This is a genomic window from Planococcus liqunii (genome assembly GCF_030413595.1).
In the GTDB taxonomy this organism is placed as follows: Bacteria; Bacillota; Bacilli; order Bacillales_A; family Planococcaceae; genus Planococcus; species Planococcus liqunii.
Genome location: NZ_CP129238.1, coordinates 1422162 through 1447523 on the forward strand (window position 1 = coordinate 1422162; position 25362 = coordinate 1447523).

Below are 25362 nucleotides of genomic sequence, written 5' to 3' on the forward strand. Positions count from 1 at the left end.
AAAAAAGCTATAATAGAAAAATAGAAATGGAAAATAAGAAAGAAGATGGCCGATTTGAACTTATACCCGATGGGGAAAGCATTTATCGTTGGATTGGCAGGAGCCTTGCTGTTTGAATTTTTAGGCGCGCCCATGCCTTGGCTGCTAGGCTCTTTATTTGCGGTGCTGCTGGTCCAATTGTTTACGCCGGTTTCGCTGAAGTGGGACGCGGCTTTCCGGAATACCGGGCTGGTGATTGCCGGATACGTCATTGGAATTGCGTTTACGCTTGATGCACTAAATGGCATGAAACAATATTTCCTGCCGATGCTCGTCATCAATATTGTGTTTTTTGGATTGTTTTTGATGATCAGTTCGTTGATGGCGAACCGGACAAACGTGGATAAAGCGACGGCGATGACCTGTTGTGTACCAGGCGGCATGTCCCAAATCATTACGTTTGCAGAAGAACAGAAAACGGTTGACTTAACCGCTGTGACGTTTTACCATGTGCTCCGGGTTTTGCTGATTGTCGCAGCCGTGCCGTTTATCGTGGCAAGCGGCGGCGCTGCACAGCCAAGCACGGCAGCGGAAGGCGAACATTCGTTTTATCTTTTCATGCTTTTGGCCGCCTGCTTCGCAGCAGGCATGCTATTTAAGAAAATCAACGTGCCGACGGCTTTTTTGCTTGGCCCAATATTTCTGATTATGGTGCTGAATCTCACCGGAGTTGATGTTCCTATGATGCCCGGCTTGCTGCTTCATATTGCGCAACTGCTGATTGGCATATACATTGGTCTGCTTTTGAAAAAAGAAGATATCAAACTAACACCGAAGTTGATCTTTTATTCTGTTTTTTCCAGTGCCGTGCTCATTGTTTTTGCTTACGCACTTAGTTTTATTCTGCAGGATATGTACGATTTGAGTTTTTCGACGAGTTTTCTGAGCGTCGTGCCCGGTGGACTGGATCAGATGGGCATCATTGCGGCATCGGTGCACGCTGATGTAACGGTAGTCACGGCGTTTCAATTGTTCCGGATCATCTTCCTGTCCGTATTCATTGTACCGTTCGTAAAATTTGTTGCGGGCAGGGAAGGGAAAGCGAAAAACACAGATTTCGCTGGATCTTCCCCAAAAAATTAGTCTTTGGCAAAATAAGCTCTTGACTTGTACGGGGAACATGATAAGATTTAGAACAATCAAAGATGCAATCAAATAGTGTTGAAGATGGTGCAGTAAGTATTTCGCGGGCAGCAAGAAGAGACTGGATGTATGGTGGAAATTCAGGCAGCGATATGGATGAAGTACGCCATCCGTTTTTTCAACTTTTTAATGAAGTGGATGGCCATTGGCTGTCAAATAGGGTGGTAGCGCGGAGAAACCTTCGTCCCTTTTTTATGGGGATGACAGGTTTTTTTTATTATATTTTTTTACATCCAGGAGGAATCAGCCATGTTTCAGATTAAAGAAGTTTTTTCACCATCCATCAAAGAAGCGTTTGCCATAACCGCTTTGATCGTCCTAATCATTAGCGTCAGCTTAATCAAATTTCAAGCAGTTCCCCACATGCCGATTCTTTTTGCAATTCTTCTATTGATTTGCTACGGACTCATCAAAGGCGTGCCGTACTACAAATTGGAAAAAGGTTTGGTCGCCGGAGCAGGAGCCGGCATGAGTGCCGTATTTCTCTTTTTCTTCATCGGCATCTTGATCAGCAGCTGGATGATGAGCGGGACGATTCCGACGCTAATATACGCGGGCTTCAACTTGGTGACGCCGCTGTTCTTTTTTGCCATCGTTTTTGTGGTTACCTCCATTATCGGGCTGTCTATCGGAAGTTCACTGACGACCGTAGCAACAGTCGGTGTGGCGTTTATCGGCATGGCATCTGTTATGGACATTTCGCTAGCGATTACGGCCGGCGCTATTGTTTCTGGTGCGTTTTTCGGGGACAAAATGTCTCCACTGTCCGATACGACCAATCTGGCATCTTCTATGGTCGGAGTGGATTTGTTCGAGCATATTCGCAATATGGGCTGGACGACCGTTCCGGCGTTTATCATTTCACTGATTGTATTTGCCGTGCTGTCCCCGGATTCATCAGTGGCCCAAGTGGACGACGTGGCCATTTTCCAGCAAGGCTTGCTGGATACGGGCGCCATCCACTGGTATTCAATGATTCCGTTGGTTGTCCTGATCATTTTAACAATCGGAAAAGTGCCGGCCATGATGACGCTTGCCGTCAGTTCCATTGTTGCAGTCGCTATTTCTTTTTTCCACTTCAGTTACAGCGCGGCAGAAGTGCTGGCAATTTTGTACAGCGGTTTCGTTTCTGAAACAGGCGTTAAAGACATCGATACGCTGCTTTCAAGAGGCGGGATGGAAAGTATGCTGTTTACGGTCGGCTTGGTTCTGCTCGCACTCAGCATGGGCGGCTTGTTGTTCACGCTCGGAATCGTCCAATGCCTGCTCGGAAAACTCGAGAGCGTACTGAAGAAAGTTTCTTCTGTGATTGCGGCATCGGCGTTGACGGCCATTGGCATCAATGTCCTGATTGGTGAACAATACTTGTCGATTTTATTGACTGGCCAAGCATTCCATAAGCAATATGAAAAAGTGGGCCTTACCGGGAAAAATTTAAGCCGAGTAATGGAAGACGCCGGGACGGTCGTCAATCCGCTGGTTCCTTGGAGCGTATGCGGCATTTTCATCACTTCCATTTTAGGGGTCTCTACTTTAACTTATCTGCCATTTGCATTCTTTTGCCTCTTGTCGCCGATTTTGACGGTTTTGTTCGGCTACACCGGCAAAACCCTGACTTACCGGAAAGCGGAAGAATTGTAATCGTCAGCGGACCTGTAGCGTGCTTTTGAAAAGTTGTATAAGAAATTAGGTAGAAATTCCTTTCGTTGTCAATATTTCTAAAGTATAAGCGTATTTTTTCATATATAATAAAAGCGAGTATACAAAAAGGGGTAGAGCAATGAACGGAATAACGAATTTTTCTGCTTATATAAATGGAAATGTAGAATCCATCTCCAATCAGATTGTTGAAAGTGTAATCAGCAGAATGGGATTAGTCATTTCAGATGCTGAAAAAGAACAGGCCATTGCCATGTACAATCAACTTCTTGGCTTTTTCGGCGATATATTGATTTATAAAGATGAAGAAGTGGTTCCGGAAGAACTGATCAAATGGAGCAAAAACAATGCAGCGATGCAAGTTGCTGGTGGCGGAAAAATTTCTGAAATCGTGGTGCGCTATGGCCCAACGCGGGAAATTGTCAATGAAATGTTTACCGATCTTAGCGTAGAGCTTGAATTGACTGTCAGAGAAGCAGGCTTTATCTTAAAACGCATCAGCCAAATTCTGGACGTCAGTTTAAATGAAACGTTTTTTGCATTTGAACGGCTGTCAGATCAATATCAGGAAGAAACGCGAAAAGAGCTGACCAAATTATCAGCTCCGATTGTCCCAATCCAGGACGATATAGTGGTCTTGCCGCTAATCGGTTTTATTGATGAAGTACGAGTTCGCCACATCATTGATAATGTCATTCCACAATTGGCTGAGATGAATGTCCGGCACGTCATTTCGGATTTTTCAGGCTTAGTGATGATCAATGCCCAAGTAGCAGAAGCCATCTACCAGATTGGCGGCACACTGCGTTTGATGGGGATTCATATAGTAGTTGCCGGCCTGCGTCCGGATCTTGCACAGACAATTGTCAATACAGGAATGGACATGTCGATGACCGAGTCTTATGCAACGGTCAAACAGGCCCTGAAAGTTTTAACTGAACAAGAAAAAGCGTGAAATCATTCGATTTCACGCTTTTTTAGGCTGTTGAGAAACATTCTATTCTCTAAGCCATTTCGCTCCAAGTGGACGCTTTCCGCGGGCACGGCTTCAGCCGCTTCCTTCGCTGCGCTCCGTCCAGGGGCTTCAGCTCGTGCTGTTCCCGCAGGAGTCGCCACTTTCCGCTTCATTCGGCTCACTCTTTTCATAAAGAATTGTTTTTATCAAAAAGAGTGGAAGAGTAGTCATGCTATTTATTCATTGCTCTCCAACGATATGGAGCAACCCAGCGGAGAAAACCCTACTGCTCCTGCAGTGCTGCGCACTTCGTCGCAAAGACTTAGCCTCGCAGGCTTCGACTAATGTCTTGCCTGCGGGAAAGCGAGACAGCCGAGACCCCGCAAGACGCGCAGCGGCTGAGGAGGCTTGGCGCTCGCCCGCGGCAAGCGCAGCTGGTTTGCGAAATATCGGTGATATTCAAAAAAGAATTTTTTTCTATTTATACGCCGCGTTTATTGCCCCACACCAAGGTATGGAGCTGTGGCAAGACTTTGGCATTGTTCATAATTGATGAGCGGACGGCTTGATCGATGAGCCATTCATAGCGCTCTAAAAGGGTGGCTGTGAGGCCTGTGTCGTCCGTTGTGGCCGTGTCGCTGTTGCCGGTCTGTAAATAGAACGGGACAGCTGGGTAGCGCAGATGGAGGTCTTCGGCATACTTGAAATCCTCTTCATCAAAAATGACCACTTTCAGGCTGGCATTGGCACCCGCAAGCTTGTCCATGAAAAAATCCAGTTTGCCGAAATCTGTCTTCATGCCGGAACTTGGCGGTTTCGGTGAAATGGTGATGTCGTCGATTGCCGGCATCCAGTCCTGCCAAATCGATCCTTGCGTTTCCACGCCGACTTTCCAGCCGTTTTCCTGGCATAGAGCCACCAGCTCGGCAATGCCTTTGTGCAATGCAGGGTTGCCGCCGGATATGGTCACATGGGAAAAGGCTTGGCCGCCGATCGCTTTAAGTTCCCCAATGATATCTTCAGGCTTTTTAGAGACGCTTTTGCCGGTGCCATCCCATGTGAATTTGGAATCACACCACGAACAGGAGTAATCACAGCCGGCGGTCCGGACAAACATCGTTTTTTGCCCCATGACCATGCCTTCGCCTTGGATGGTCGGACCGAATACTTCCATAACCGGTATTCTCATTGGAAGTCCTCCTTGGAGGGACGGTATACGACATAGCTCGTCGGCGTTTCCCGGACAATTACTTGCAGGCAATGCGGCTGGTTGGCAGTGGATTGAAGAAGGTTCTCAACCATTTGCCAGATTTGTTGGGCCAGGAGTTCTGTCGTCGGAAACTGTGCTTCAAATTCAGGATGGTGATTCAATACCGAATGATCGTATTTTTTATGGATTAAATTTTTCAGTAGTTTAAAATCTATTAGAAAACCAGTGGTGTCGAGTTCGTTTCCACAAATCGTGAGATTGATGAAATACGTGTGGCCATGCATTTCCTGGCATTTTCCTGCGTCTTCGCTAGGAATGAAATGGGCTGCTGAAAAATGCATGTCTTTGTTCAATTCGAATCGAAATTCGTGCGGGATAGAAGGATAGAATTGCTGCATCATAAATGAGCACCTGCAGCTTTTTTCGCTTTGTACGCGCTGAGCCCTTCGTTTCGCAGGATGCAGGATGGGCATTCACCGCAACCGGAACTTGGAATGCCGTTGTAGCAGGTCAGGGTTTTCTCCTGGACAAAGTCGAGTGCATCCAATTGGTCCGACAGTTCCCATACTTCGGATTTATCGAGCCACATTAAAGGTGTGTGGATGACAAATTGCTTGTCCATAGCCAGGTTCAACGTGACATTGAGCGATTTGATGAATGTATCCCGGCAATCGGGATAGCCGCTGAAATCGGTCTCGCTGACGCCTGTTATCAAATGCCGGGCCCCAATGGCATCAGCATAAACCGCTGCAAAAGATAAAAACAAGTGGTTTCTGCCGGGCACAAACGTAGAGGGCAATTCGCCTTCGGTTGCTGTTACTTCGATGTCGTCCCGCGTCAGCGCATTGGCTGACAGTTGGTTGATCAAGGTCATATCAAGCACTTTGAAAGAGACGCCGAGCTCTTCCGCAATTTTGCGGGCGCATTCGATTTCCGCTGAATGGCGCTGTCCATAATCGAAAGTCACGGTAGCTATTTCTTTAAAATTCTTCAATGCCCAAAAAAGGCAAGTGGTGCTGTCTTGGCCGCCGCTGAACACGACAACCGCTTTTTCGTTTTTCAAATGAAACATCTCCTTAGTTTTTTAGAGAGGGAGTTTGCGAACCTCTTTTTTTCGAACACTGTTAATAATAACATAGAATAAAATAGGGGAAACCGTGAAACTTTTGTGGGATAACGAGCGTATGAATGAGCAGGAAGGAAAAAACAGCCAATCGTCGAATAGGATTTATAGAAGAATGAAGGAAAGGTTTGAGTGACAATTGAAAATAGAACCGGAAGAATGGTTTTCACAAATGGACTGGCAGAATTTTTCGAGCCGGACAATCCTTGGCATTGATGGCTTCAGCCGTACTGGCAAAACAAAGCTGTCTAAAGAACTGGAAGCCCGTCTCAGGGAGCAGGGCTTAGCAGTCTATGTCTTTCACATCGATGATTTTATTGTGGAGAAGAAGCGGCGTTATGGAACCGGACTCGAAGAGTGGCAGGAATATTATTTTCTGTAATGGGAAGCAGAGCATCTGGCTGAATTTTTCTTTGGACAGTTAAAAACGGCGGAGCAGCTGGACCTTTGGGTATATGATAGGGACCAAGACAGCCGTCCCTTGCAGACGGTCCGTCTGCCTGGAGAAGGCATAATCCTAGTTGAAGGGGTATTTCTTCAAAGGAAAGAATGGCGCCATTTTTTTGATTGCTTAGTATATCTGGAATGTCCGGCAGAACAACGTTTTTTACGGGAATCAGAGAATATGCAATCCGATCATGCTTTATTGAAGCGCCGCTACTGGAAAGCAGAAGCGTATTATGAAGAAATGCTAAAGCCGGCTGAGCAGGCAGATTGGGTGCTGGATAGCAGTACAAGCAAGATAGGAGATGCAATATGAACCGCAACACGGCAAATAAAAGAACGATGTGGATTGTGGTTGCACTGGTTGCGGTCTTGATTGCTGCAGCCATTATTTATTTCTTGCTGCGTGACACTGGCCATGAAAAAGGTGCGACCGAAATGGGCGCAAGCGCGGATTACAAATTGGATGTGCAAATGGATGATCAAAACCGGTTCCGGATTACGGCAGACATCAACGTACTGAACGAGTCCGATGAAACCTTTAAAGATCTGGGTTTTTATTTGATACCGAATGCCATCAATCCGGACGAGATGCCGGAATTGGCGCAAGCGTCTGCTGAAGTCGCTGTCGAATCAGTAAAGCGCGGAGATGAAGAATTGTCTTATGGCCTGGACAACAACAAATTGCTGGTAGAGCTGGAAACGGGATTGGAACCGGAAAGTACGGAAGAAATAACGGTTGCTTATACCATGAAACTGCCGGAAAACGGTATGCGATTGTCGCAGGACGGGGACAATTATTTTTTGGCGCAGTGGTACCCGATGCTTGCCCAATATGATAAGGGATGGGACATTCAGGATTTTGATATGAACGGGGAGAGCTACCACAGCGGATTTGGAGATTTTGAAGTGAGCTATAAGCTGCCGAAAGAATACTTGGTGGCCAGTTCGGCCGCTGAAGGGGATATTCGGCCATCTTCATCCGGTACAGTGAAAGGCGAGCGGATCAAAGATTTTTACTTGGCTTTTTTGAATACAGAAGAATGGCTCTATGAGTCGGTAGAAGTAAATGAGTCGGTCCTGCGGCTCTTTATGCCGATGGACCAGGAGTTTATGGATGAAAATATTGTAAAGGCAAAAGCAGCTTACGCATTTTTTGAAGAACGGATTGGGGACAACCCGTTTCCGGAACTCGATATCATTGCCAATGACGGCTATATGGAATACCCGAACGTGATTGAAGTGGCCAGTACATGGGATGCGCTGGATGAAGTGCTGGTCCATGAGATTGGACATCAATGGTTTTATTATATTGTGGGAAATGATTCATACGAAGATGCTTGGCTTGATGAAAGCATCACCGAGTTTGCCACTTCCATTTTCCTTTCGGACTATTACGAGGATGAAGATTACGGATTCAGATCGGCACAAATGGCAGCAGATGCTTACCGCCAAGAGAAGTATGCGAATCTGCCATTAAGTGAATACAACGAAGGTGAATACGTATCGACCGTTTACGGGGAAGCGCCGCTCGTGCTGCGGAATTTCTTCGCAGAACGCGGTGGCAGTGACGAAGCGCTGGAATTTTTAGCGGCTTATTATGACGAGTATCAATTCAAGTACGTCAATACGCCGACCTTTAAAGATTTTTTCACTTCTTATTACGGTGAAGAACAACGTGAATTTTTGGACAGTTGGCTTCAGTGAATAAAAACAGCGCTTCTGAAAAGAAACGCTCAGACTGTAGACAAAGCCTAGATGAGATGCATAGCGATGCATAGAACCAACCGGACCGGCCACTTCGCTTTCAGTGGGCTCAGCTTCAGCCTCCTCGCCGCTTCGCACCTCCGGGGTCTTCAGCTTTCGCTGTCCCACAGGAGTCTCCGTCGCCGAACCGGTTGGGGCGTCTCTTTGGATTCGCAAGTGAATGGTCATCGGATTGAAGCTTAAAAGACATCCCAAGGTGAAAAGTGACACCTCTGGATAGCCTTCATGTTCAGGATCCGAAGTGAAAGCCGGCGACTCCAGCGAGCCCGCGGAACACGTCTGGCTGAAACGGAGGATCGGGATGTCCAGTAGTATGTTAATTCTTCTCTCAAGTATAAAAAATTCTTTTGTCTACAAGCTCAGCGCTTCTAAAAAGAAGCGCTTTTTTTATTAAAAATAAAGCTATTTTCTGAAAGAAGATGCTGTTAAAATATAGAAAAGATCGGGGTTATTTGATGCATATTATACGAGCGGATCTAGGTCATGCGAAAGGGATTGCCCAAGTTCATATAGACAGTTGGAAAACCACTTATAGCGGCATTGTCCCCCAGGATTATTTGAATCAGTTGGACTACGAGAGCCGGGAACAGCAATGGCGGAAAAATCTTTCTGCCAGCCAGGTATTTGTTGCGGTGACCAGCGGCAATCAAGTAGCCGGTTTTTCGACAGGCGGCAAAGAACGGACAGGGAATTTTGGGGATGCTGTCGGTGAAGTGTATGCCATCTATATTTTAAAAGAATATCAGGGACGCGGTTTAGGCAAGCACTTGTTAAAGCCCATTATCGACGATTTGCAGCAGCAGGACATTGATGAACTCATTGTCCTGGCGCTGGAAGACAATCCAGCATGCGGCTTTTACAAGAGCTTGGGCGGAAAAGCAATCAGCCGGCTGGAAATCGAAATTGCCGGCACGCAGCTGGGCGAAACGGTATTTCATTGGAAATCCTTGAAGGATATTCGCCTGTAAATTGAGAGTTAGTTAATAGGCTGGAGGAATAATTAATATTCCTAAAACCCCAAAAATCAATTTCAATAAAAATCTATTCTAAGACTTAATATTTTGCGTAGTTAACCGGCTGAAGGGGAATGATATAGGAAAGTGCATATTGAAAATCGGATGAGTTTACAGAACGATACGGAACCGGGCAAAAAACTGCCAAGACAGAAAGACGGAGGATGACATGAACAGCAAAATGAAGTTTTTCACTTTGATTTTAATACTCGTTGCGGCATCGGTTGCGAGTTTTTTATTGATTTTTCACCAAGGGCTTGTGGGAGGGCTGGCAATTGCTTCGTTATTCCTTTTGGTTTGCCTGATTCTTTTTGTATTGAGCGTTTATGGAGTGGTGACGAACCGCTTGGAATTTATGGGGTTTCGTACGGTCCGTGAACACATCGGTTTAATGATTTTCTCTATTTTTCTGTCAACCGTAGTCGGCTCTTTTGCAGTTGCCAACTCTTTTGTGGAATATACAGTTGGAGACAATAATTTAGCTTATGCAGAAAAATCCCGCCTTTTTGCAAGCAGCATTTTCCAGGTGCCTTCCCAGAAGGAAATGTTGAAAACTGAAAAAAATGGAGTGACCTATTATTATTCCGAAGAGCAGGAACTCCACATTGAAAAAATCGACCAGCTGCTTCAACAAGAAAAACAAGGATTCTATTCCTATTTTGGCATAAAAGATGACAGTGGCTTGTCGATAGAATTCCACGGCAGCTATGAATCGCTTGAATCAAGTTCGGGCATGGAAGGGATTGCGGGTTATTACAATTCCGGCAACCGGACGATTCATCTGATGCCTGATGATGAAATTTGGGAGCTGATCCTGCTTCACGAATATACCCACTACCAGAGCCATTTATATGCTGAAGAAAATAACTTGGGAATTCAACGGATTCCGTCCTGGTTTGAAGAAGGGCTTGCTGATTTTTTGGCGGAAGACAATAGTTACTGGTACGATCTTCAATCGGTCGAGCTGATCAATTTCCGCAGTCTGGATATCTATACGGAATTCGAGGAGGCATCTACTGAGAGTTATGATCCATATGCACAGAGTTTTCTGGCTGTGCAATCCTTGGTGATGGACCATGGAACGGAGTTTATTCCTGATTTACTGGCTTCCAGAAATACCTCGGAATTTTACCGCAAGCTTGAAGAATTGACCGGCATGGAGCTCGCAGAATTCCAGAAAACCTTTCTGAAAGATATGCTTGAAGAACAAAAAACACGCAATGCAAAATTGGATCAAGCGTATAATGCCATTGACACAAAACAATTTGACAAAGCGGAAGAAATCCTAAAACGTCTTCAAAAGAGCGGTAATAAATTTGATGTGGATGAAGCCTATTGGATTTTGACCGATATTTATTTAGAGCAGGGATTGTATGGAAAAACAATTACGGCCCTGGAGGAAAAAATCAGCAAAGGGGAAGAGGAGTTTCTAATAGATGATTTGCTGCTGCTCGCTGAAGTGCAGTTAATCATGGATCCGGTAAAATCATTAGAGCTCGTCAAAAAAGCTAAAGCTTTGAACGAGGAAAGCGGCGGCTATTACGATCCGTTGGAGTTGGACCTGTTGGAGCAAGCTTATCAAAAAATTAATTCGCCAAGCGCATTAAGCGGCTATAAAATGATTTTTGAACAGGAACTGGTATGGAATCCTTATATGCTCGAAGATCTGAATGAAAAGCTGGCAAAGGAATACCCGGGGAAATTTTAAAAGATAAAACGAAAAGCACGAAGTGAAACAAGCGGCTGCAAGCAACCGCTTGTTTTTTATGGCAAAAGAAATTTGTCATTCACTTTATTCTTCGTAACTTTATTCAAAGAAAAGCGTACATATACATAAGATGTTTCGGTAAAAGTAGGAGGCGGACAGATGAAGAGCAAGCTTGCATGGCTGGGTGCTTTTTTTATTTTGCTTGCCGGTTTTTTGTATGTGGCTACGTTTTATGCTTACGAACCGGCTGAAGCACTGGGAGGGTTCCCGGAGCCGGTTTTTGCGGAAATTACAGAAGACAAAGAAACCGCAAAATTGTATTACTGGAACGGTGCTTCAGAAGAGGATGGCATTCCTTTTGGTTATGAAGTCGTTATTCGGGCCAGCGGCTGGAAAAAAGGGGTGAGAGAAGGTGCCTCTGTCATGTACCACAAAGGCGATGAACAAGTGGATGTGATTTCATCGACTAATCGCCTGATTCTTATGAAAAAGAAAAGCACTTCCGATTGAACGCAAAAGAAAAATCCCCGGACTGCAGAGACCTGCAATCGGGGATTTTTGTTTGTTATCTTCTGCCGATGTCTTTGCCGACTTCTGAGCCTTGCTGAAGCGGAGTTTTGTCGCCGACAATTTGTTCCGAATTTGCGTCTGAACCGATTTCGTCGCTTGTTCTGTAAGTGCTTGCGCTGATGTCGTCATCTTCAGCATCTTCTGTGCGGACCACTAACACGTCGCATTTTGCAGAACGCACGATATGTTCAGACACACTGCCGATGAGGAAGCGTTCAACTGTGTTCAAACCAGTTGCACCACAAATGATTAAATCAGCATTTACCTTTTTAGCCAGTTCGCGCGAAATCATCGATTTTGGAGACCCGTAATCCACAAGGATACTTACGCTTCCAACCCCAGCTGCTTCGGCCTCTTTTTTATAGCCTCCTAGCAAATCTTCAGCGAACTTTTGGGCACGGTCTGCGATCGAACGGTCATACGCTTCAATAGCCGCAAACGAACGTGTATCGATGATATTCACCAAATTCAATGTGGCATTATTCCGTTTCGCTATGCCCACCGATTTTTTAAAAGCCCACTCTGCTTCTTTCGAACCGTCAACTGCTACCAAGATTTGCGAATACTTCAATGTCATTGTGCATTCCTCCTTGTCTATAGTTATATCTTTCGATAAATATAGGCGAGTTCCTTCTTTTCACATAAATATTTACCGGATATTTGGTGGTTATATGAATGGATTTTCGATTTCGGAAAACTGAAGGGCTGATTATTTTTGTTTTTTCATAATAATTAAATTGTGAGAACGGACTTTTTAAGGAGAAAATTCACAAAACATAAAAAAGAGGAGCGGAAACAGGAATTATCTGATAGAATAGACTTGCTTTGAACATTTAGATGTTTGTTAAATTATTATTCTATAACACACAAATGGAGGGTTTTGTAATGCGTATTGGGGTACCGAAAGAAGTTAAGAACAATGAAAACCGTGTAGCAATGACACCGGCAGGCGTAGTAAACTTGGCGCTTTATGGACACGAAGTGTTTATCGAAACAGAAGCAGGTCTTGGATCCGGCTTTACAGACGAAGATTACAAAGCAGCTGGAGCGCAAATCGTAAACACGGCTGAAGAAGCATGGGCACAGGAAATGATCATGAAAGTGAAAGAACCGGTTTCTTCGGAGTACGGTTATTTCCGTGAAGGCATGATTCTCTTTACCTATCTTCACTTGGCTCCAGAACCGGAATTGACAAAAGCGATGCTTGATTCCAAAGTAATTGGAATCGCTTACGAAACCGTTCAGCTTCCGAACAATACTTTGCCATTGCTTACACCAATGAGTGAAGTGGCGGGCAAAATGTCGACTCAAATTGGAGCACAGTTCCTTGAAAAAATCCACGGCGGCGGCGGCATTCTGCTTGGCGGAATTCCTGGCGTTTCACGCGGCAAAGTAACCATTGTCGGCGGCGGCGTTGCCGGAACCAATGCAGCGAAAGTGGCAGTCGGTATGGGAGCAAGCGTCACAATTCTGGACTTAAACCCGGATCGCCTGCGCCAGCTGGATGACTTGTTCGGCGGTGATGTGCAGACATTGATCTCTAATCCATTCCACATTGCTGAATCTGTAAAAGAAGCGGATTTGGTCGTTGGAGCTGTATTGATTCCAGGCGCAAAAGCTCCAAAATTGGTAACAGAAGAAATGATCAAATCGATGAAACCTGGTTCTGTGGTTGTGGATATTGCAATCGACCAAGGCGGCATTTTCGAAACAAGCGACCGCATCACGACTCACGACAACCCGACTTATGTAAAACATGACGTGGTTCACTATGCTGTGGCAAATATGCCAGGGGCTGTTCCACGGACTTCAACAATCGGTTTGACGAACGTTACTGTTCCTTATGCAGTACAAATCGCCAACAAAGGCTACGAAAAAGCGATTCTTGAAAACGAAGCGCTGAAAAAAGGCGTTAACACGCTGAAAGGCTATGTAACGTATAAAGCCGTTGCGGACGACCAAGGCATCGAATACAAATCAGTCGACGAATTGTTGGCATAAGCAAAATCTATGAGTTAGTCGAAATAATACTGAAATAGTTTAAATGCCCAAAAGCTGGGCATGAGACTTCATGGTCAGGCTTATTCCGCCCCAACTCGAGCATCATCAAAAAAGCAGTCACCGGAGAAATTCCGGTGACTGCTTTTTGCATTTAATTTGAAATGATTTGAAGTTCTTTGGGGAATTTCGTCAATACTTCCACGCCGTTTTCCGTAACAGCAACATCGTCTTCGATGCGGACGCCGACTTTTCCTGGCACGTAAACGCCTGGTTCAATGGTAAACACCATTCCAGCTTCCATGGCCATTTGATTGGATCCGTGAAGGGATGGGAATTCATGAACCGAAATGCCGAGGCCGTGGCCCAGGCGATGAGTGAAATATTCGCCGTAGCCGGCATCTTCGATTACTTGGCGTGAAGCTTGGTCGAGTTCTGCAGCAGTAATGCCCGGTTTCACGGCATTTACAGCAGCAAGCTCAGCGCGGAGGACGATGTCATATACGGCTTTTTGCTCCTCGTTCGGTTCGCCGAATGCCAGTGTACGCGTAATGTCCGAGCAATAGCCTTTATGGACAACGCCGAGGTCAAACAGCACCAAATCGCCTTTCTGGATTTTCCGGTCGCCTGTTTTGCCGTGCGGAGAAGCCGCTTTCGGCCCGCTAAGGACAGTGGTATCGAACGACATATGTGTAACGCCGCGTTTTTTCAGCGCCAACTCAATTTCCGTCAATACTTCGATTTCGGTGATGCCTTCACGCAAGGTTTTGGCTCCGATTTCAATCGCATAATCCGCAAGTTCGGCTGCTTCTCTTAAAATTTGAAGTTCCGCCTCGTCTTTGATGACGCGCATGGCATTGATTTTTTCATCCAATGCCACAAATTCGGGATTGCCGAACAGCCGGTTCAAGGCTTCAAAGCGGTCTACCGTCATATGTGATTTTTCGATGGCAATCCGGCGGACATTGCTGTTCCGTTCGGCAGCAGTGCGGTGCAAGACCTGCATCGCGTCTTCTGTATCGACATGGCCGACAATGTCGCCGTTCCAGCCGGCGCTTTTCGCATCCGGAATTTCCATCTGCGGGCAAATCAGAAACGGTTCTGCGTCTTTAAAGACCATAACACCAAGAAGGCGCTCGTGTGGATCGCTTTTAAATCCGCTGGCGTAAAAAACGTTGTCGGGGTTGGTGATAAATGCTGCATCAACATCGAATTCGGTTAAGTGAGCTTTTAATTGCTGTATTTTATTCATATGTATTCCTCCTTTTATATGTGTAGCATATCAAATTTCAGGGTATAATACTGCTTGAAATGATTGCCAATAAACTCGGGAGGGATTTCATGCAAGTATCATATCACGGCCATTCGGTTGTAAAAATCCAAACAGGAAACAAAACCATTTTGATTGATCCATTCATCAGCGGGAACAGTTTGACGGACTTGACGGCCAGCGAAGAAAAGCCGGACGTTATCTTGCTGACGCACGCACACAACGATCATGTGGGCGATACGATCGACTTGGCAAAAACCAATGATGCCCAGGTTGTGGCGCCGGTGGAACTCGCAAACTATTTGGGAAGCCAGGGGTTGAATACAATCGGCATGAATCTCGGCGGCTCTCATGAATTCGATTTTGGAACAGTGAAATACACCAAAGCTTTCCACAGTTCTTCTTTTACGACAGAAGAAGGAGACGTCATTTACGGAGGCATGCCGGCAGGGCTTTTAATTAAAGCGGAAGGCAAGACGGTTTACCATGCCGGAGACACGGAAGTGTTTGGCGATATGGCAATTATCGGCGAACGCAATGCGATTGATGTAGCTTTTGTGCCGATCGGCGATTTTTTTACAATGGGGCCGGAAGACGCTGCCTATGCAGTCGAGCTGTTAAAGCCGAAAACCGTTGTGCCGATCCATTACAATACATTCCCGCCGATCAAACAAGATCCGGAAAAGTTCAAGGCATTGGTAAAAAATGCAGAAGTGAATATCTTGCAGGCCGGCGGAACGATCGACTTGTAAAACCAGAATCCGGAGAATCCTATTCTCCGGATTTTTTTGGCTGAAAAAATTTTTATGCACCGCCTCTTTAGCCGCATCGCTGCCTTTGTTTCAATAGGAAATATGGTACACTATGGGCAAGAGCAAGCAGAAAGAAAAGGTGAGTTTATGGCAACGAAACATGAACAGATTTTAGAATATATTGAGACGCTGCCGGTCGGAGAGAAAATTTCGGTGAGGCGGATCGCAAAAGATCTGCAGGTCAGCGAAGGAACGGCCTACCGGGCGATCAAGGAAGCAGAAACCCAGCGGCTCGTATCGACAATTGAGCGCGTCGGCACAATCCGCATCGAACGGAAAAAGAAAGAAAACATCGAGCGGCTGACTTATGCGGAAATCGTCAACATCGTCGACGGACAGGTGTTGGGCGGAAAAGCGGGACTGCACAAATCGCTGACCAAATTCGTCATTGGCGCTATGCAGCTGGAAGACATGATGCGCTATACCGAAGCCGGAAATCTTTTGATTGTCGGCAACCGTTTCAAGGCACACGAATACGCACTGCAGGCAGGCGCAGCTGTCCTCGTAACGGGCGGATTTGATGCGTCGGACACAGTCAAGCGGCTGGCGGATGAGTACGAACTGCCGGTAATTTCAACAAGCTACGATACGTTTACAGTAGCGACGATGATCAACCGGGCCATCTACGACCAATTGATAAAAAAAGAAATCCTGCTCATAGAAGATATTTTGATTCCTTACGAAAAAACGCATTTGCTGCACGAAAAAGACCCGATCAGCCGTTACCGTGAACTGAACAAGGAAACGACGCATGGCGGGTTTCCGGTAATCGATGACAGCGGAAAACTGGTCGGCATCATTACATCCCGTGATGTAATCGGCCATTCAGATGAAGAGACAATTGAAAAAGTGATGACAAAAGACCCTATTACCGTATCGCTTCAAACCAGTGTCGCCGCTGCTGGGCACCGGATGATTTGGGAAGGCATAGATTTGCTGCCGGTTTCGGATGACCACGGGAAACTGAAAGGGGTCATCAGCCGGCAAGATGTGCTGAAAGCCATTCAAACAGCGCAGCGGCAGCCCCAGCAAGGGGAGACCATTGACGACATCATCAAAAGCCAGCTGCGCATCCCGCAAGCGGACAAGCTGACATTGGAATTTAAAGTCACGCCGCAAATGACCAATGCCTATGGGTCGGTCTCCTACGGAGCGTACACCACCATTTTGGTGGAAGCGGCAACAGCGGCATTAAAAACCAAGAACCGAAGAGAAAGTGCGTTGGAAAACATGACGATCTACTACTTGAACCCGGTCCAGCTGGATTCCACGCTCCATATCAAACCGCTAATCTTGCACATCAGCCGCAAGTCCGCCAAAGTGGATGTCGAAGTGCTGTCTGACCACAAGATTGTAGGGAAAGCGTTGCTGACTTTCCAATTGCTAGACCGGTAAGGATGGACAAATAAAAAATCTCCCCGCAAGGAGAGATTTTTACTGGTTCAGCCGAGCTTCTTCTGCCACGAATTTGTGGTAGTGCTTAGCGGCTTTGTAATTAGAGAACATCATCATAGCGCCCAGGATAATGAAAATGCCGGAAACGATATAAGTCACAAGTGACTGGTAAACGAAAAGAAAGTTGATGCCGAAAAAGAAGATGAAACTTCCGAGTGAAAATGCTGCAACAGCGGCATACCATTTTTTGCGGATCGGCAAAACCGCACGGAATTGTTTTGTTTTATAATAAAAATAAAAAACAAATGATACAATGATTAAACCAACAAATACTAACATTAGGGACCTCCTGTATTCCAGAACTCAACTCTATTGTACTGAGAATCGGCTGAAAATGCGAATGGATTTCCTTAGATAACGGAGGAACTTGGATATGAACAGTCAAATCATCGACACAATTAAACAGTATGAAACCATTGTGATCCATCGCCACGTGCGTCCGGACCCGGATGCTTATGGCTCTCAGCTCGGCCTCAAATATCTGCTGCAGCACAATTATCCGGAGAAGCGGATCCTGGCAGCAGGGGAACATGATTATACGCTTGATTTTATGGATTTTCCGGACGTAATCCAGGACGCTGATTTTAAAGGCGCTCTTGTCATCGTCACCGATACCGCCAACACGGAACGCGTCGATGATCAGCGCTATGCAAGCGGCGCTAAAATCATTAAAATCGACCATCATCCGAATGATGATGCATACGGAGATGTTTTATTGGTGGATACCAATGCCAGTTCCGCATCGGAATTGGTGTATGAATTGTTTACATATGGACGGGACCATGAGAATTGGACAATGCCTGATTCAGCTGCACGGCTTTTATATGCTGGAATTATTGGAGACACCGGACGATTCCTGTTTCCAAGCACAACGCAAAAAACCTTTGCCGTGGCAGGCGAATTGATCAAATTCAATTTTGACCGCAACGAACTTCACAACGGCATGTATGAAATGGACCGTAATTTGCTTCATCTGCAAGGCTATATTTATCAGAACTTTGTGATGGATGAAAGCGGTGCTGCCTACGTGAAGATTACACTCGATGTCTTGAAGGATTTCGAAGTGACTGCCACTGAAACTTCGTTGCTTGTTGGATCGCTCGGCAATGTAAAAGGCTTAAAAGCATGGGTAATTTTTATAGAAGAAGAAACCGAAATCCGCGTTCGCCTCCGCTCTAAAGGCCCCATCATCAATGGATTGGCAAAAGAATTTGGAGGCGGAGGCCATCCGATGGCCTCAGGTGCTACAGCGTATTCTTGGGAAGAAGCAGACCGCGTAATTGAGCGGCTGATTGAAATTTGCGCATCTTAAAAAAGGAGGGGTCCAGTTGTCAATGGTTTATCCGCATATAAGCACATCGGCTGATCTGCTGAAAAGCACGGTGCGCCTTGACGAACTTTTCCCTTTTCTGCAGGAACAAGGGACGGCATCAGCTGCCATCGTCAACACGAAATTATACGGCATCCTTCCTTTCTGGGAAGCTTGCCACAAGGCCGGCATCCATGGGGTAGTCGGCCTTTCCGCGCTTATCGAATTTGAAGAGCAGGAGTATCCGGTGGTGCTCTATGCCCAAACCAATCAGGGGTATAAGAATTTATTGAAAATCAGCAGTGCCTTATCAACCCGGGATAAAACAGCCTTGCCTGAATCCTGGCTGAAAGCATATCGCGGAGGGCTTCTGTGTGTGGTTCCGAACAAAACAGAATGGACGTTGACGGACCGCGGAGAAGTTTTCAAATTCATAAAGGCTGTTTTTGGCGAACATTGCTTTGGCAGCATTGAACGGCCAGGCGGGGAGCGGATGGCTGAAGAAGACGGATTTGCCGCTCAATGTGTGCACCACAAAATGCGAATCATTGCTACGCAGGAAATCCGGTATATGCAGGAAGCGGATGCTTTTGCATTTGAAGTCGCATCAGCCATTGGCCAAGGCTTGAAAATGAATGATGAACAAAGGAAACGCCCGGAACATACAAAAGCATATGCACCGTCGACGGCAGAATTCATTTCCTGGTTTTCTTCCAATCCGGAATGGTTGGAAGAAACAAAGAAAATGCTGGCGAGCTGCCAGATAAGCATTCCGATGAATCAGCAATTGCTGCCGGTTTATCCGTTGCCTGAAAATACAGACCGCAAGGCGTACATCTGGAAACTTTGCCAAAAAGGGCTGAAAGAGCGGGTTCCAAAGCATACGGAAGCCTATACCGAACGCCTTCAATACGAATTATCCATTATCAGCAATATGGGTTATATCGATTATTTTCTGATCGTAGCAGACTTCATGAAGTTTGCTCGGGACAATGGCATCTTAACAGGTCCGGGACGGGGATCATCGGCAAGTTCGCTTGTCGCTTATTCGCTTCAGATTACAGATGTTGACCCGCTTGAACATGGCTTATTGTTCGAACGTTTCTTGAATCCGGAACGGGTGACGCTGCCGGATATCGACATCGATTTCGCCGATCACCGCCGCCATGAAGTGGTGGAATACGTAGCAGAAAAATACGGCGACGTGCGAACTGCCCAAATCATCACATTCGGGACTTTATCGGCAAAAGCGGTTGCCCGCGATACAGCCCGCGTGTTCGGTTTTGAAGCGGAAGAGCTTGAAGCCATTTCCAAAATGATTCCGAGCCGGATCGGCACCACTTTAAGGTCAGCGTTAAAAGAGTCGCCGGCTCTAAATGACTGGATTGTCCGAAAAGAAGAACGCAAATCGTGGTTTAAGACCGCCGTGAAACTGGAAGGCTTGCCGCGCCATGCCTCGACCCACGCAGCAGGCGTCATTTTAAGCCCGACGCCGCTGGTCGAGCATGTGCCGATTGAAAAAGGCAGCGAAGGGATTTTCATTACCCAATGGCCAATGGGGGAACTCGAAGCTGTCGGGCTGTTGAAAATGGATTTTCTGGGTCTCCGGAATTTGACGATACTCGAACAAATCCGGAAACTTGTTTATTTGGATACGAAAAAAAGGATCGATTACCGCAGCCTGCCCTTGGACGATGATAAAACCTATGCCTTGCTTGCTGCAACGGACACGACAGGGATCTTTCAACTGGAATCGGACGGCATGCGCCGGGCGCTCCAGCAAATCCGGCCGACGGCGTTTGGGGATATCGTGGCAGTCAATGCCTTGTTCCGCCCAGGCCCGATGGAATCTATACCGCTTTATGCGAGACGGAAACACAAGCAGGAGCGTGTCGATTATGTGCATCCAATCCTGGAACCGATTTTAAGCGAAACTTACGGCGTCATTGTGTATCAGGAGCAGATTATGCAGATTGCTGCCCGCATGGCAGGATTTTCGCTTGGAGAAGCCGATTTGCTGCGCCGGGCAGTCAGCAAGAAAAAACGGGAAATACTGGACGAGGAGCGGCTGCATTTTACGGGTGGGGCCATTGCCAAAGGCTTTACCGAAGAAGCGGCAACTGAAGTGTACAACTTGATTGTCCGGTTCGCCGATTACGGCTTTCCGAAAAGCCACGCAGTTGCCTATAGCATGATTTCTTATCAGCTAGCCTATATGAAAACGCATTACGCAGTTTACTTTTACGCATCCATCCTTGCGAACAGTGCGGGGAATGCGGAAAAGACCCAGCAATTGCTGCAGGAAATTAAAGATAAGAATATCGGCTTGCTGCCGCCTTCGGTGCAGCGCAGTTTCCATTCGTATTCAGTGGAAGAAGGGCGCATCCGAGTAGGGTTGAATTCAGTGAAAGGTGTTCCGGGCAGCGCCGTCAAAGTGCTGCTGGAAGCCCGGAAAGAAGGGCATTTTTCCAGCATGTTTGATATAGCCGAACGCATTTCCGCAATCCATTTTACCCGCAAAGCGTTTGAGCCGCTTATCAAAGCAGGCGCACTCGACGACTTCGGACTGGACCGTGCGGTGCTGCTTGCTTCACTCGACAGCTCCATTAAACACGCAGAACTGGTCAAGCCGAACGAGGAGCCGGGGTTGTTCGATGAAATGGGCTCCAGTTTCATGAAACCAAAATATGCAAAAGCTTCGCCGATTCCGGAGAATTTGAAATTGGATTTTGAAAAAGAAGTTCTCGGCTTTTATTTGTCCACTCATCCCATTTCGCGCGAAAAAGAACAGCGCGGCAAAAAGTATGCCGAGATGCGCAGCCTGAAAAATATTCAGGACCGGCAGCCAGTGGCCGTGCTGGGCATGGTGGAAGAAGTCAAACGGATCCGGACGAAAAAAGGGGACGCCATGGCGTTCGTCAACTTGCAGGATGAAACCGGCCCTGCTTCAGTCACCTTGTTTCCAAAAGAGTATGCCAAATACAATGCATTGCTCGAACCGCATGCCATTCTGGAAGTACAGGGAACGCTTGAAAATCGCAATCATAAGATATCGATCATATGCAAATCAATAGAAGACTGACTGGATATAAAAGAAAAGACTGCAGCAAACTCGGACTCAAACGAGCTTGTTTGCAGTCTTTTTATTGTGGGAATAGTTTGTCTTTATAGCGCGAATTCCCTCTATTTATCCCATTCTTTGTTTTTCTTCAGAGAATCGCATTTTTTTCTTTACGAGAGCCGAAAAGTTTTGTATCCTTTAACTTACGAGTGGCCAGACCACTTTCAAATTAATGGAAACTGAGGAGCGATCATGAATCAACCAAAGCGATATTTAGATATAGTCAGCGATATTCGTGATATGATCCGGCGGGAAAAAATCCGTCCGGGTGACCGCATTCCATCAGAAAGAGAATTGGCTGAAACCTTGCAGGTAGGGAGATCCACTCTCCGCGAAGCGCTTCGCAGTTTAGAGCTGCTTGGATTGATCGAGACGCGCCGAGGAGAAGGTACGTTTTTAGCAGATCACCGCAACCACAAATTGGTAGAAGTTTTATCTACGTTTATCCTGCAGGACAATCAATCCCAGGAAGATGTCTGGCAAACAAGACTTATGCTTGAGGTGGCTGCCATACGGCTGGTTTGCCAAAACGAGGCGCTTGACGGCATACGAGTGTGGGACAGCTTCCGAAAAAAGCTGGAAAGTGAAGAAAGTATACTTCGAGAAGATTTTGTACGGGAAGTCATGGTGCTCTCCGGCAATCGTCTATCTTTGAAAATATGGTTTTTATTGCAGCAATATAGCGGTAATCCTTATGCAGAAGCTGTTTCCGGTCCGGAAAGAGAATTCCTGAAGCCGATTTTATCGGCGCTTGAGCAGCGAGATACAGAGTTAGCCGTCCAGTCCTTTAAATCATGGAGTGGATGGATACAAAAGAGGAGAATGCAAAATGGCGATGATTCGTGAAATATTCAAACGAAACAAAGACAAAAAAGAAACGACGATCCCTACTAAAAAAGCAAAAGACGTTCCAGAAGGCTTAATGACAAAATGCCCTTCATGCAAGCATATTACATTGACGAAAGAATTGGCTAAACTTCATAAAGTTTGCCCGAAATGCGACCATCATTTCAAGATGACGGCTCACGAACGTGTGGAAAGCTTGCTGGATGAAGGATCTTTCACCTCGATGGATGACCACTTGAAGACGGAAAATCCTTTAGGATTCCCTGGATACACAGAAAAAATTAATTCCGACAGCGAAAAAACCGGTTTGAATGAAGCGGTATTGACGGGCGCCGGAAAATTGAAAGGCCAAGAAGTGATTGTGGCAATTATGGATTCGCATTTCCGTATGGGTTCCATGGGATCGGTTGTCGGTGAAAAAATTACGCGGGCCATCGAAGCTGCCACAGAACAGCGCTTGCCGTTCATCATCTTTACAGCCAGCGGCGGTGCACGCATGCAAGAAGGCGTGCTATCATTAATGCAAATGGCCAAAACAAGTGTAGCGCTGAAACGCCACAGCAACGAAGGGCTATTGTTCATTTCCGTTTTAACACATCCAACAACCGGAGGCGTTTCTGCTAGTTTCGCTTCTGTTGGAGACATCAATATTGCAGAGCCGAAAGCGTTGATCGGATTTGCCGGACGCCGCGTTATTGAACAGACAGTCCGGGAGAAACTGCCTGAAGATTTCCAGACAGCCGAGTTTTTATTGGAACATGGCCAATTGGACGCTGTGGTGCATCGGAATGACATGCAGGCTACATTGTCGACACTCGTGCGTTTGCACACAAAGGGGGCACACCAGAATGCCTAAAACGAAAACTGCTCCAAAAACGATGGGGTTTGAAGAACCGCTGATTCAGCTGCGTCAAAAAATCGAAGAGCTGAAAGACTATACCAAAACTGCAGACGTGGATTTAAGTTCAGAAATTCAAAGCCTGGAAGAACGTCTATCCAAGCTCGAGAACGACATTTATGAAAATATGAAGCCATGGGACCGGGTGCAAGTGGCTCGCCATCCTGAACGCCCAACGACGCTCGACTATATTCCGTTCCTGTTCGAAGATTTTATTGAATTGCATGGCGACCGGCTCTACGGGGACGATGAAGCCATCGTCGGCGGCATCGCTTCGTTTCATGGCCAACCGGTAACGGTGATTGGCCATCAGCGCGGCAAGGCGACAAAAGAAAATATCCGCCGCAATTTCGGGATGCCGCATCCCGAAGGCTACCGGAAAGCCCTTCGTTTGATGAAGCAGGCTGAGAAGTTCAAGCGTCCGATTATCTGCCTGATTGATACAAAAGGCGCGTATCCCGGGAAAGCTGCAGAAGAGCGCGGCCAAAGCGAAGCGATTGCGCGTAATCTGGTAGAGATGGCAGGACTTGAAGTGCCGGTCATTTCCATCGTCATTGGCGAAGGCGGAAGCGGCGGCGCATTGGCGCTTGGCGTCGGCAACCACATTTTGATGCTAGAAAACTCAACGTTCTCAGTCATTTCGCCAGAAGGTGCTGCTTCAATTCTTTGGAAAGATTCAGCACTCGCACAAACGGCTGCAGAAGCGATGAAAATTACGGCACCTGATTTGCTGGAGATGAAAATCATCGAACGGATGATTTCAGAAGTCCGCGGCGGCGCACACCACGACTACGCAAAACAGGCCGGTTTTATCGATGAAGCGATCAAAGAGTCATTGGGTGCATTAACTGGATTGTCTGGCCAGGAATTAATCGATCAGCGCTACGAAAAATTCAAATCAATCGGCATTTTCAGTGAATAAAGAAACCGCCCCGGCGGTTTCTTTTTGCGTGTTTTTGCTAAAATGAAATCTTAATAGAAGAATTACGTTTTCAAGACTGACAGGCGGGAAGCCACATGGTAAGGTGAAAAGAGTAAATGGAATTGTGGAGGCGATTAGTTTGAAACGAATTGGCGTATTGACTAGCGGCGGAGATTCACCGGGAATGAACGCTGCAATCCGGGCGGTCGTCCGGAAAGGGATTTTCCACGGAGTGGAAGTGGCTGGCGTCTTTTCCGGCTATCAAGGATTGATTGACGGCCGCATCAAAAACATGGAAGCCGGCGATGTAGGGGATATTATCCAACGCGGCGGCACCAAACTTTTTTCTGCACGGTGTGAAGAATTCAGAACCGATGCAGGACAGGAAAAAGCGATCGAGCAATTGAAAAAGAACGGCCTGGACGGCCTGGTTGTCATCGGCGGCGACGGTTCATATCGTGGAGCGATGGCTTTGACCAAAAAAGGGTTTCCATGTGTCGGTGTACCGGGAACGATCGACAACGACATCCCGGGAACAGATTACACCATCGGCTTTGATACAGCATTGAACACGGTGATTGAAGCGATTGATAAAATCCGTGACACGGCGACCAGCCATGAGCGCACGTTTATTATAGAAGTAATGGGCCGGGATGCTGGAGACTTGGCTTTATGGGCCGGGCTTGCAGGCGGAGCAGAAACCATTTTGATTCCGGAAGACAAGTTTGACTTGGACGATATGATAGACCGCTTGGAAAAAGGCAGAAAACGGGGCAAAAAGCACAGCATCATCATTGTGGCTGAGGGCGTAATGAACGGCAATGAATTGGCTTCTTTAATAGAAGAACGCGCAAACATTGAAACGCGGGTTTCTGTTTTGGGCCATATTCAACGCGGCGGATCCCCGACCGCACGGGACCGGGTTCTCGGGAGCCTTTTCGGTGCACGTGCTGTAGAAGTGCTGCTTAAAGGTGCAGGCGGCCGTGCGATTGGCATGAAAAATCATCAAGTGGTAGACTATGATATGACCAAAGCGTTTACTGAAAAGCACGACGCTGACATGAGTTTGTATACCTTATCAAAAGAGTTATCAATTTAAT

Annotated in this window: 24 protein-coding genes, 1 pseudogene and 1 riboswitch; of the genes and pseudogenes, 19 read left to right on the plus strand and 6 right to left on the minus strand. The window is 46.5% G+C overall.

Translation table 11 applies throughout. From position 1 onward, the window contains the following. Nucleotides 1-54: 54 nt before the first annotated feature. The 4 genes from QWY22_RS07205 to QWY22_RS07220 all read left to right on the plus strand — a co-directional run bounded on the left by QWY22_RS07205 (nucleotide 55) and on the right by QWY22_RS07220 (nucleotide 3796). The gene (locus QWY22_RS07205) at nucleotides 55-1122 is read left to right on the plus strand and encodes an AbrB family transcriptional regulator (protein ID WP_367281296.1); all 1068 of its coding nucleotides are present in this window, start codon (nucleotides 55-57) and stop codon (nucleotides 1120-1122) included. Nucleotides 1123-1184: 62 nt separating this feature from the next. Further along, a complete protein-coding gene (locus QWY22_RS07210) occupies nucleotides 1185-1445 on the plus strand; it encodes a hypothetical protein (RefSeq protein WP_300983749.1) in 261 nt (86 codons plus the stop codon). Next, a complete protein-coding gene (gene nhaC / locus QWY22_RS07215) occupies nucleotides 1432-2823 on the plus strand; it encodes a Na+/H+ antiporter NhaC (protein WP_300983750.1) in 1392 nt (463 codons plus the stop codon). The genes QWY22_RS07210 and nhaC overlap by 14 nt, the downstream gene beginning before the upstream one ends. 139 nt (nucleotides 2824-2962) lie before the next feature. Further along, nucleotides 2963-3796 (plus strand): STAS domain-containing protein, encoded by an 834-nt coding sequence (locus QWY22_RS07220; RefSeq protein WP_300983751.1) that lies wholly within the window; start codon nucleotides 2963-2965, stop codon nucleotides 3794-3796. A gap of 481 nt (nucleotides 3797-4277) precedes the next feature. On the opposite strand, the gene queE is transcribed toward QWY22_RS07220, so the two are convergent. From queE to queC, 3 genes are read right to left on the minus strand one after another with little or no spacing between them, the layout of a single operon-like run. Next, nucleotides 4278-4985 (minus strand): 7-carboxy-7-deazaguanine synthase QueE, encoded by a 708-nt coding sequence (gene queE, locus QWY22_RS07225; RefSeq protein WP_300983752.1) that lies wholly within the window; start codon nucleotides 4983-4985, stop codon nucleotides 4278-4280. Beyond that, nucleotides 4982-5407 carry a 6-carboxytetrahydropterin synthase QueD gene (gene queD / locus QWY22_RS07230; protein ID WP_300983753.1) on the minus strand — a complete coding sequence of 142 codons (426 nt, stop codon included), beginning with the start codon at nucleotides 5405-5407 and terminating at the stop codon, nucleotides 4982-4984. The genes queE and queD overlap by 4 nt, the downstream gene beginning before the upstream one ends. After that, the gene (queC, locus tag QWY22_RS07235; RefSeq protein WP_300983754.1) at nucleotides 5404-6069 is read right to left on the minus strand and encodes a 7-cyano-7-deazaguanine synthase QueC; all 666 of its coding nucleotides are present in this window, start codon (nucleotides 6067-6069) and stop codon (nucleotides 5404-5406) included. Before queC ends, queD begins: the two co-directional genes overlap by 4 nt. Nucleotides 6070-6076: 7 nt before the next feature. Further along, a riboswitch (PreQ1 riboswitch) is annotated at nucleotides 6077-6120 on the minus strand. A 148-nt stretch (nucleotides 6121-6268) separates the two neighbouring features. Here queC and QWY22_RS19565 point away from each other — a divergent pair. The 6 genes from QWY22_RS19565 to QWY22_RS07260 all read left to right on the plus strand — a co-directional run bounded on the left by QWY22_RS19565 (nucleotide 6269) and on the right by QWY22_RS07260 (nucleotide 11571). Further along, nucleotides 6269-6511 carry a nucleoside/nucleotide kinase family protein gene (locus QWY22_RS19565; RefSeq protein ID WP_367281297.1) on the plus strand — a complete coding sequence of 81 codons (243 nt, stop codon included), beginning with the start codon at nucleotides 6269-6271 and terminating at the stop codon, nucleotides 6509-6511. Nucleotides 6512-6754: 243 nt separating this feature from the next. Continuing rightward, nucleotides 6755-6889, plus strand: a complete 135-nt coding sequence (locus tag QWY22_RS19570; RefSeq protein ID WP_367281298.1) for a hypothetical protein — start codon at nucleotides 6755-6757, stop codon at nucleotides 6887-6889. Further along, nucleotides 6886-8280 carry a M1 family metallopeptidase gene (locus QWY22_RS07245; protein WP_300983756.1) on the plus strand — a complete coding sequence of 465 codons (1395 nt, stop codon included), beginning with the start codon at nucleotides 6886-6888 and terminating at the stop codon, nucleotides 8278-8280. The genes QWY22_RS19570 and QWY22_RS07245 overlap by 4 nt, the downstream gene beginning before the upstream one ends. Before the next feature lie 515 nt (nucleotides 8281-8795). After that, nucleotides 8796-9308: a GNAT family N-acetyltransferase gene (locus tag QWY22_RS07250; RefSeq protein ID WP_300983757.1), complete on the plus strand. Its 513-nt coding sequence runs from the start codon at nucleotides 8796-8798 to the stop codon at nucleotides 9306-9308. A 214-nt stretch (nucleotides 9309-9522) separates the two neighbouring features. Continuing rightward, nucleotides 9523-11061: a gluzincin family metallopeptidase gene (locus tag QWY22_RS07255; RefSeq protein WP_300983758.1), complete on the plus strand. Its 1539-nt coding sequence runs from the start codon at nucleotides 9523-9525 to the stop codon at nucleotides 11059-11061. A gap of 159 nt (nucleotides 11062-11220) precedes the next feature. Next, the gene (locus tag QWY22_RS07260) at nucleotides 11221-11571 is read left to right on the plus strand and encodes a hypothetical protein (RefSeq protein WP_300983759.1); all 351 of its coding nucleotides are present in this window, start codon (nucleotides 11221-11223) and stop codon (nucleotides 11569-11571) included. Between the two features lie 196 nt (nucleotides 11572-11767). Here the strand turns inward: QWY22_RS07260 and QWY22_RS07265 are convergent. Then, nucleotides 11768-12208: pseudogene (locus tag QWY22_RS07265) on the minus strand (universal stress protein); the annotation flags it as partial. A 308-nt stretch (nucleotides 12209-12516) separates the two neighbouring features. Here QWY22_RS07265 and ald point away from each other — a divergent pair. Next, the gene (ald, locus tag QWY22_RS07270; protein WP_300983761.1) at nucleotides 12517-13632 is read left to right on the plus strand and encodes an alanine dehydrogenase; all 1116 of its coding nucleotides are present in this window, start codon (nucleotides 12517-12519) and stop codon (nucleotides 13630-13632) included. A gap of 151 nt (nucleotides 13633-13783) precedes the next feature. Here ald and QWY22_RS07275 read toward each other — a convergent pair whose 3' ends face one another. Continuing rightward, nucleotides 13784-14881 (minus strand): M24 family metallopeptidase, encoded by a 1098-nt coding sequence (locus tag QWY22_RS07275; protein ID WP_300983762.1) that lies wholly within the window; start codon nucleotides 14879-14881, stop codon nucleotides 13784-13786. 89 nt (nucleotides 14882-14970) lie between these two features. Here QWY22_RS07275 and QWY22_RS07280 point away from each other — a divergent pair, with 89 nt between their 5' ends. Beyond that, complete coding sequence (locus tag QWY22_RS07280) at nucleotides 14971-15651, plus strand: metal-dependent hydrolase (RefSeq protein ID WP_300983763.1); 681 nt, start codon at nucleotides 14971-14973, stop codon at nucleotides 15649-15651. Between the two features lie 147 nt (nucleotides 15652-15798). Next, a complete protein-coding gene (locus QWY22_RS07285) occupies nucleotides 15799-17106 on the plus strand; it encodes a DRTGG domain-containing protein (RefSeq protein WP_300983764.1) in 1308 nt (435 codons plus the stop codon). Between the two features lie 39 nt (nucleotides 17107-17145). On the opposite strand, the gene QWY22_RS07290 is transcribed toward QWY22_RS07285, so the two are convergent. After that, nucleotides 17146-17445 carry a YtpI family protein gene (locus QWY22_RS07290; RefSeq protein WP_053165447.1) on the minus strand — a complete coding sequence of 100 codons (300 nt, stop codon included), beginning with the start codon at nucleotides 17443-17445 and terminating at the stop codon, nucleotides 17146-17148. Nucleotides 17446-17539: 94 nt separating this feature from the next. On the opposite strand from QWY22_RS07290, the gene QWY22_RS07295 reads away from it, so the two are divergent. The 6 genes from QWY22_RS07295 to pfkA all read left to right on the plus strand — a co-directional run bounded on the left by QWY22_RS07295 (nucleotide 17540) and on the right by pfkA (nucleotide 25361). After that, on the plus strand, nucleotides 17540-18478 hold the full coding sequence (locus QWY22_RS07295) for a DHH family phosphoesterase (protein WP_300983765.1): 939 nt from the start codon (nucleotides 17540-17542) through the stop codon (nucleotides 18476-18478). A 22-nt stretch (nucleotides 18479-18500) separates the two neighbouring features. Beyond that, nucleotides 18501-21557 carry a DNA polymerase III subunit alpha gene (gene dnaE, locus QWY22_RS07300; RefSeq protein ID WP_300984348.1) on the plus strand — a complete coding sequence of 1019 codons (3057 nt, stop codon included), beginning with the start codon at nucleotides 18501-18503 and terminating at the stop codon, nucleotides 21555-21557. Between the two features lie 231 nt (nucleotides 21558-21788). Continuing rightward, the gene (locus QWY22_RS07305) at nucleotides 21789-22442 is read left to right on the plus strand and encodes a FadR/GntR family transcriptional regulator (RefSeq protein ID WP_300983766.1); all 654 of its coding nucleotides are present in this window, start codon (nucleotides 21789-21791) and stop codon (nucleotides 22440-22442) included. Next, on the plus strand, nucleotides 22426-23298 hold the full coding sequence (accD, locus tag QWY22_RS07310) for an acetyl-CoA carboxylase, carboxyltransferase subunit beta (RefSeq protein ID WP_300983767.1): 873 nt from the start codon (nucleotides 22426-22428) through the stop codon (nucleotides 23296-23298). Before QWY22_RS07305 ends, accD begins: the two co-directional genes overlap by 17 nt. Next, entirely contained in the window at nucleotides 23291-24262 is a 972-nt protein-coding gene (gene accA / locus QWY22_RS07315) for an acetyl-CoA carboxylase carboxyl transferase subunit alpha (RefSeq protein WP_300983769.1), read from the plus strand. Before accD ends, accA begins: the two co-directional genes overlap by 8 nt. Before the next feature lie 139 nt (nucleotides 24263-24401). Then, complete coding sequence (gene pfkA, locus QWY22_RS07320) at nucleotides 24402-25361, plus strand: 6-phosphofructokinase (protein ID WP_300983771.1); 960 nt, start codon at nucleotides 24402-24404, stop codon at nucleotides 25359-25361. Nucleotide 25362 lies beyond the last annotated feature (1 nt).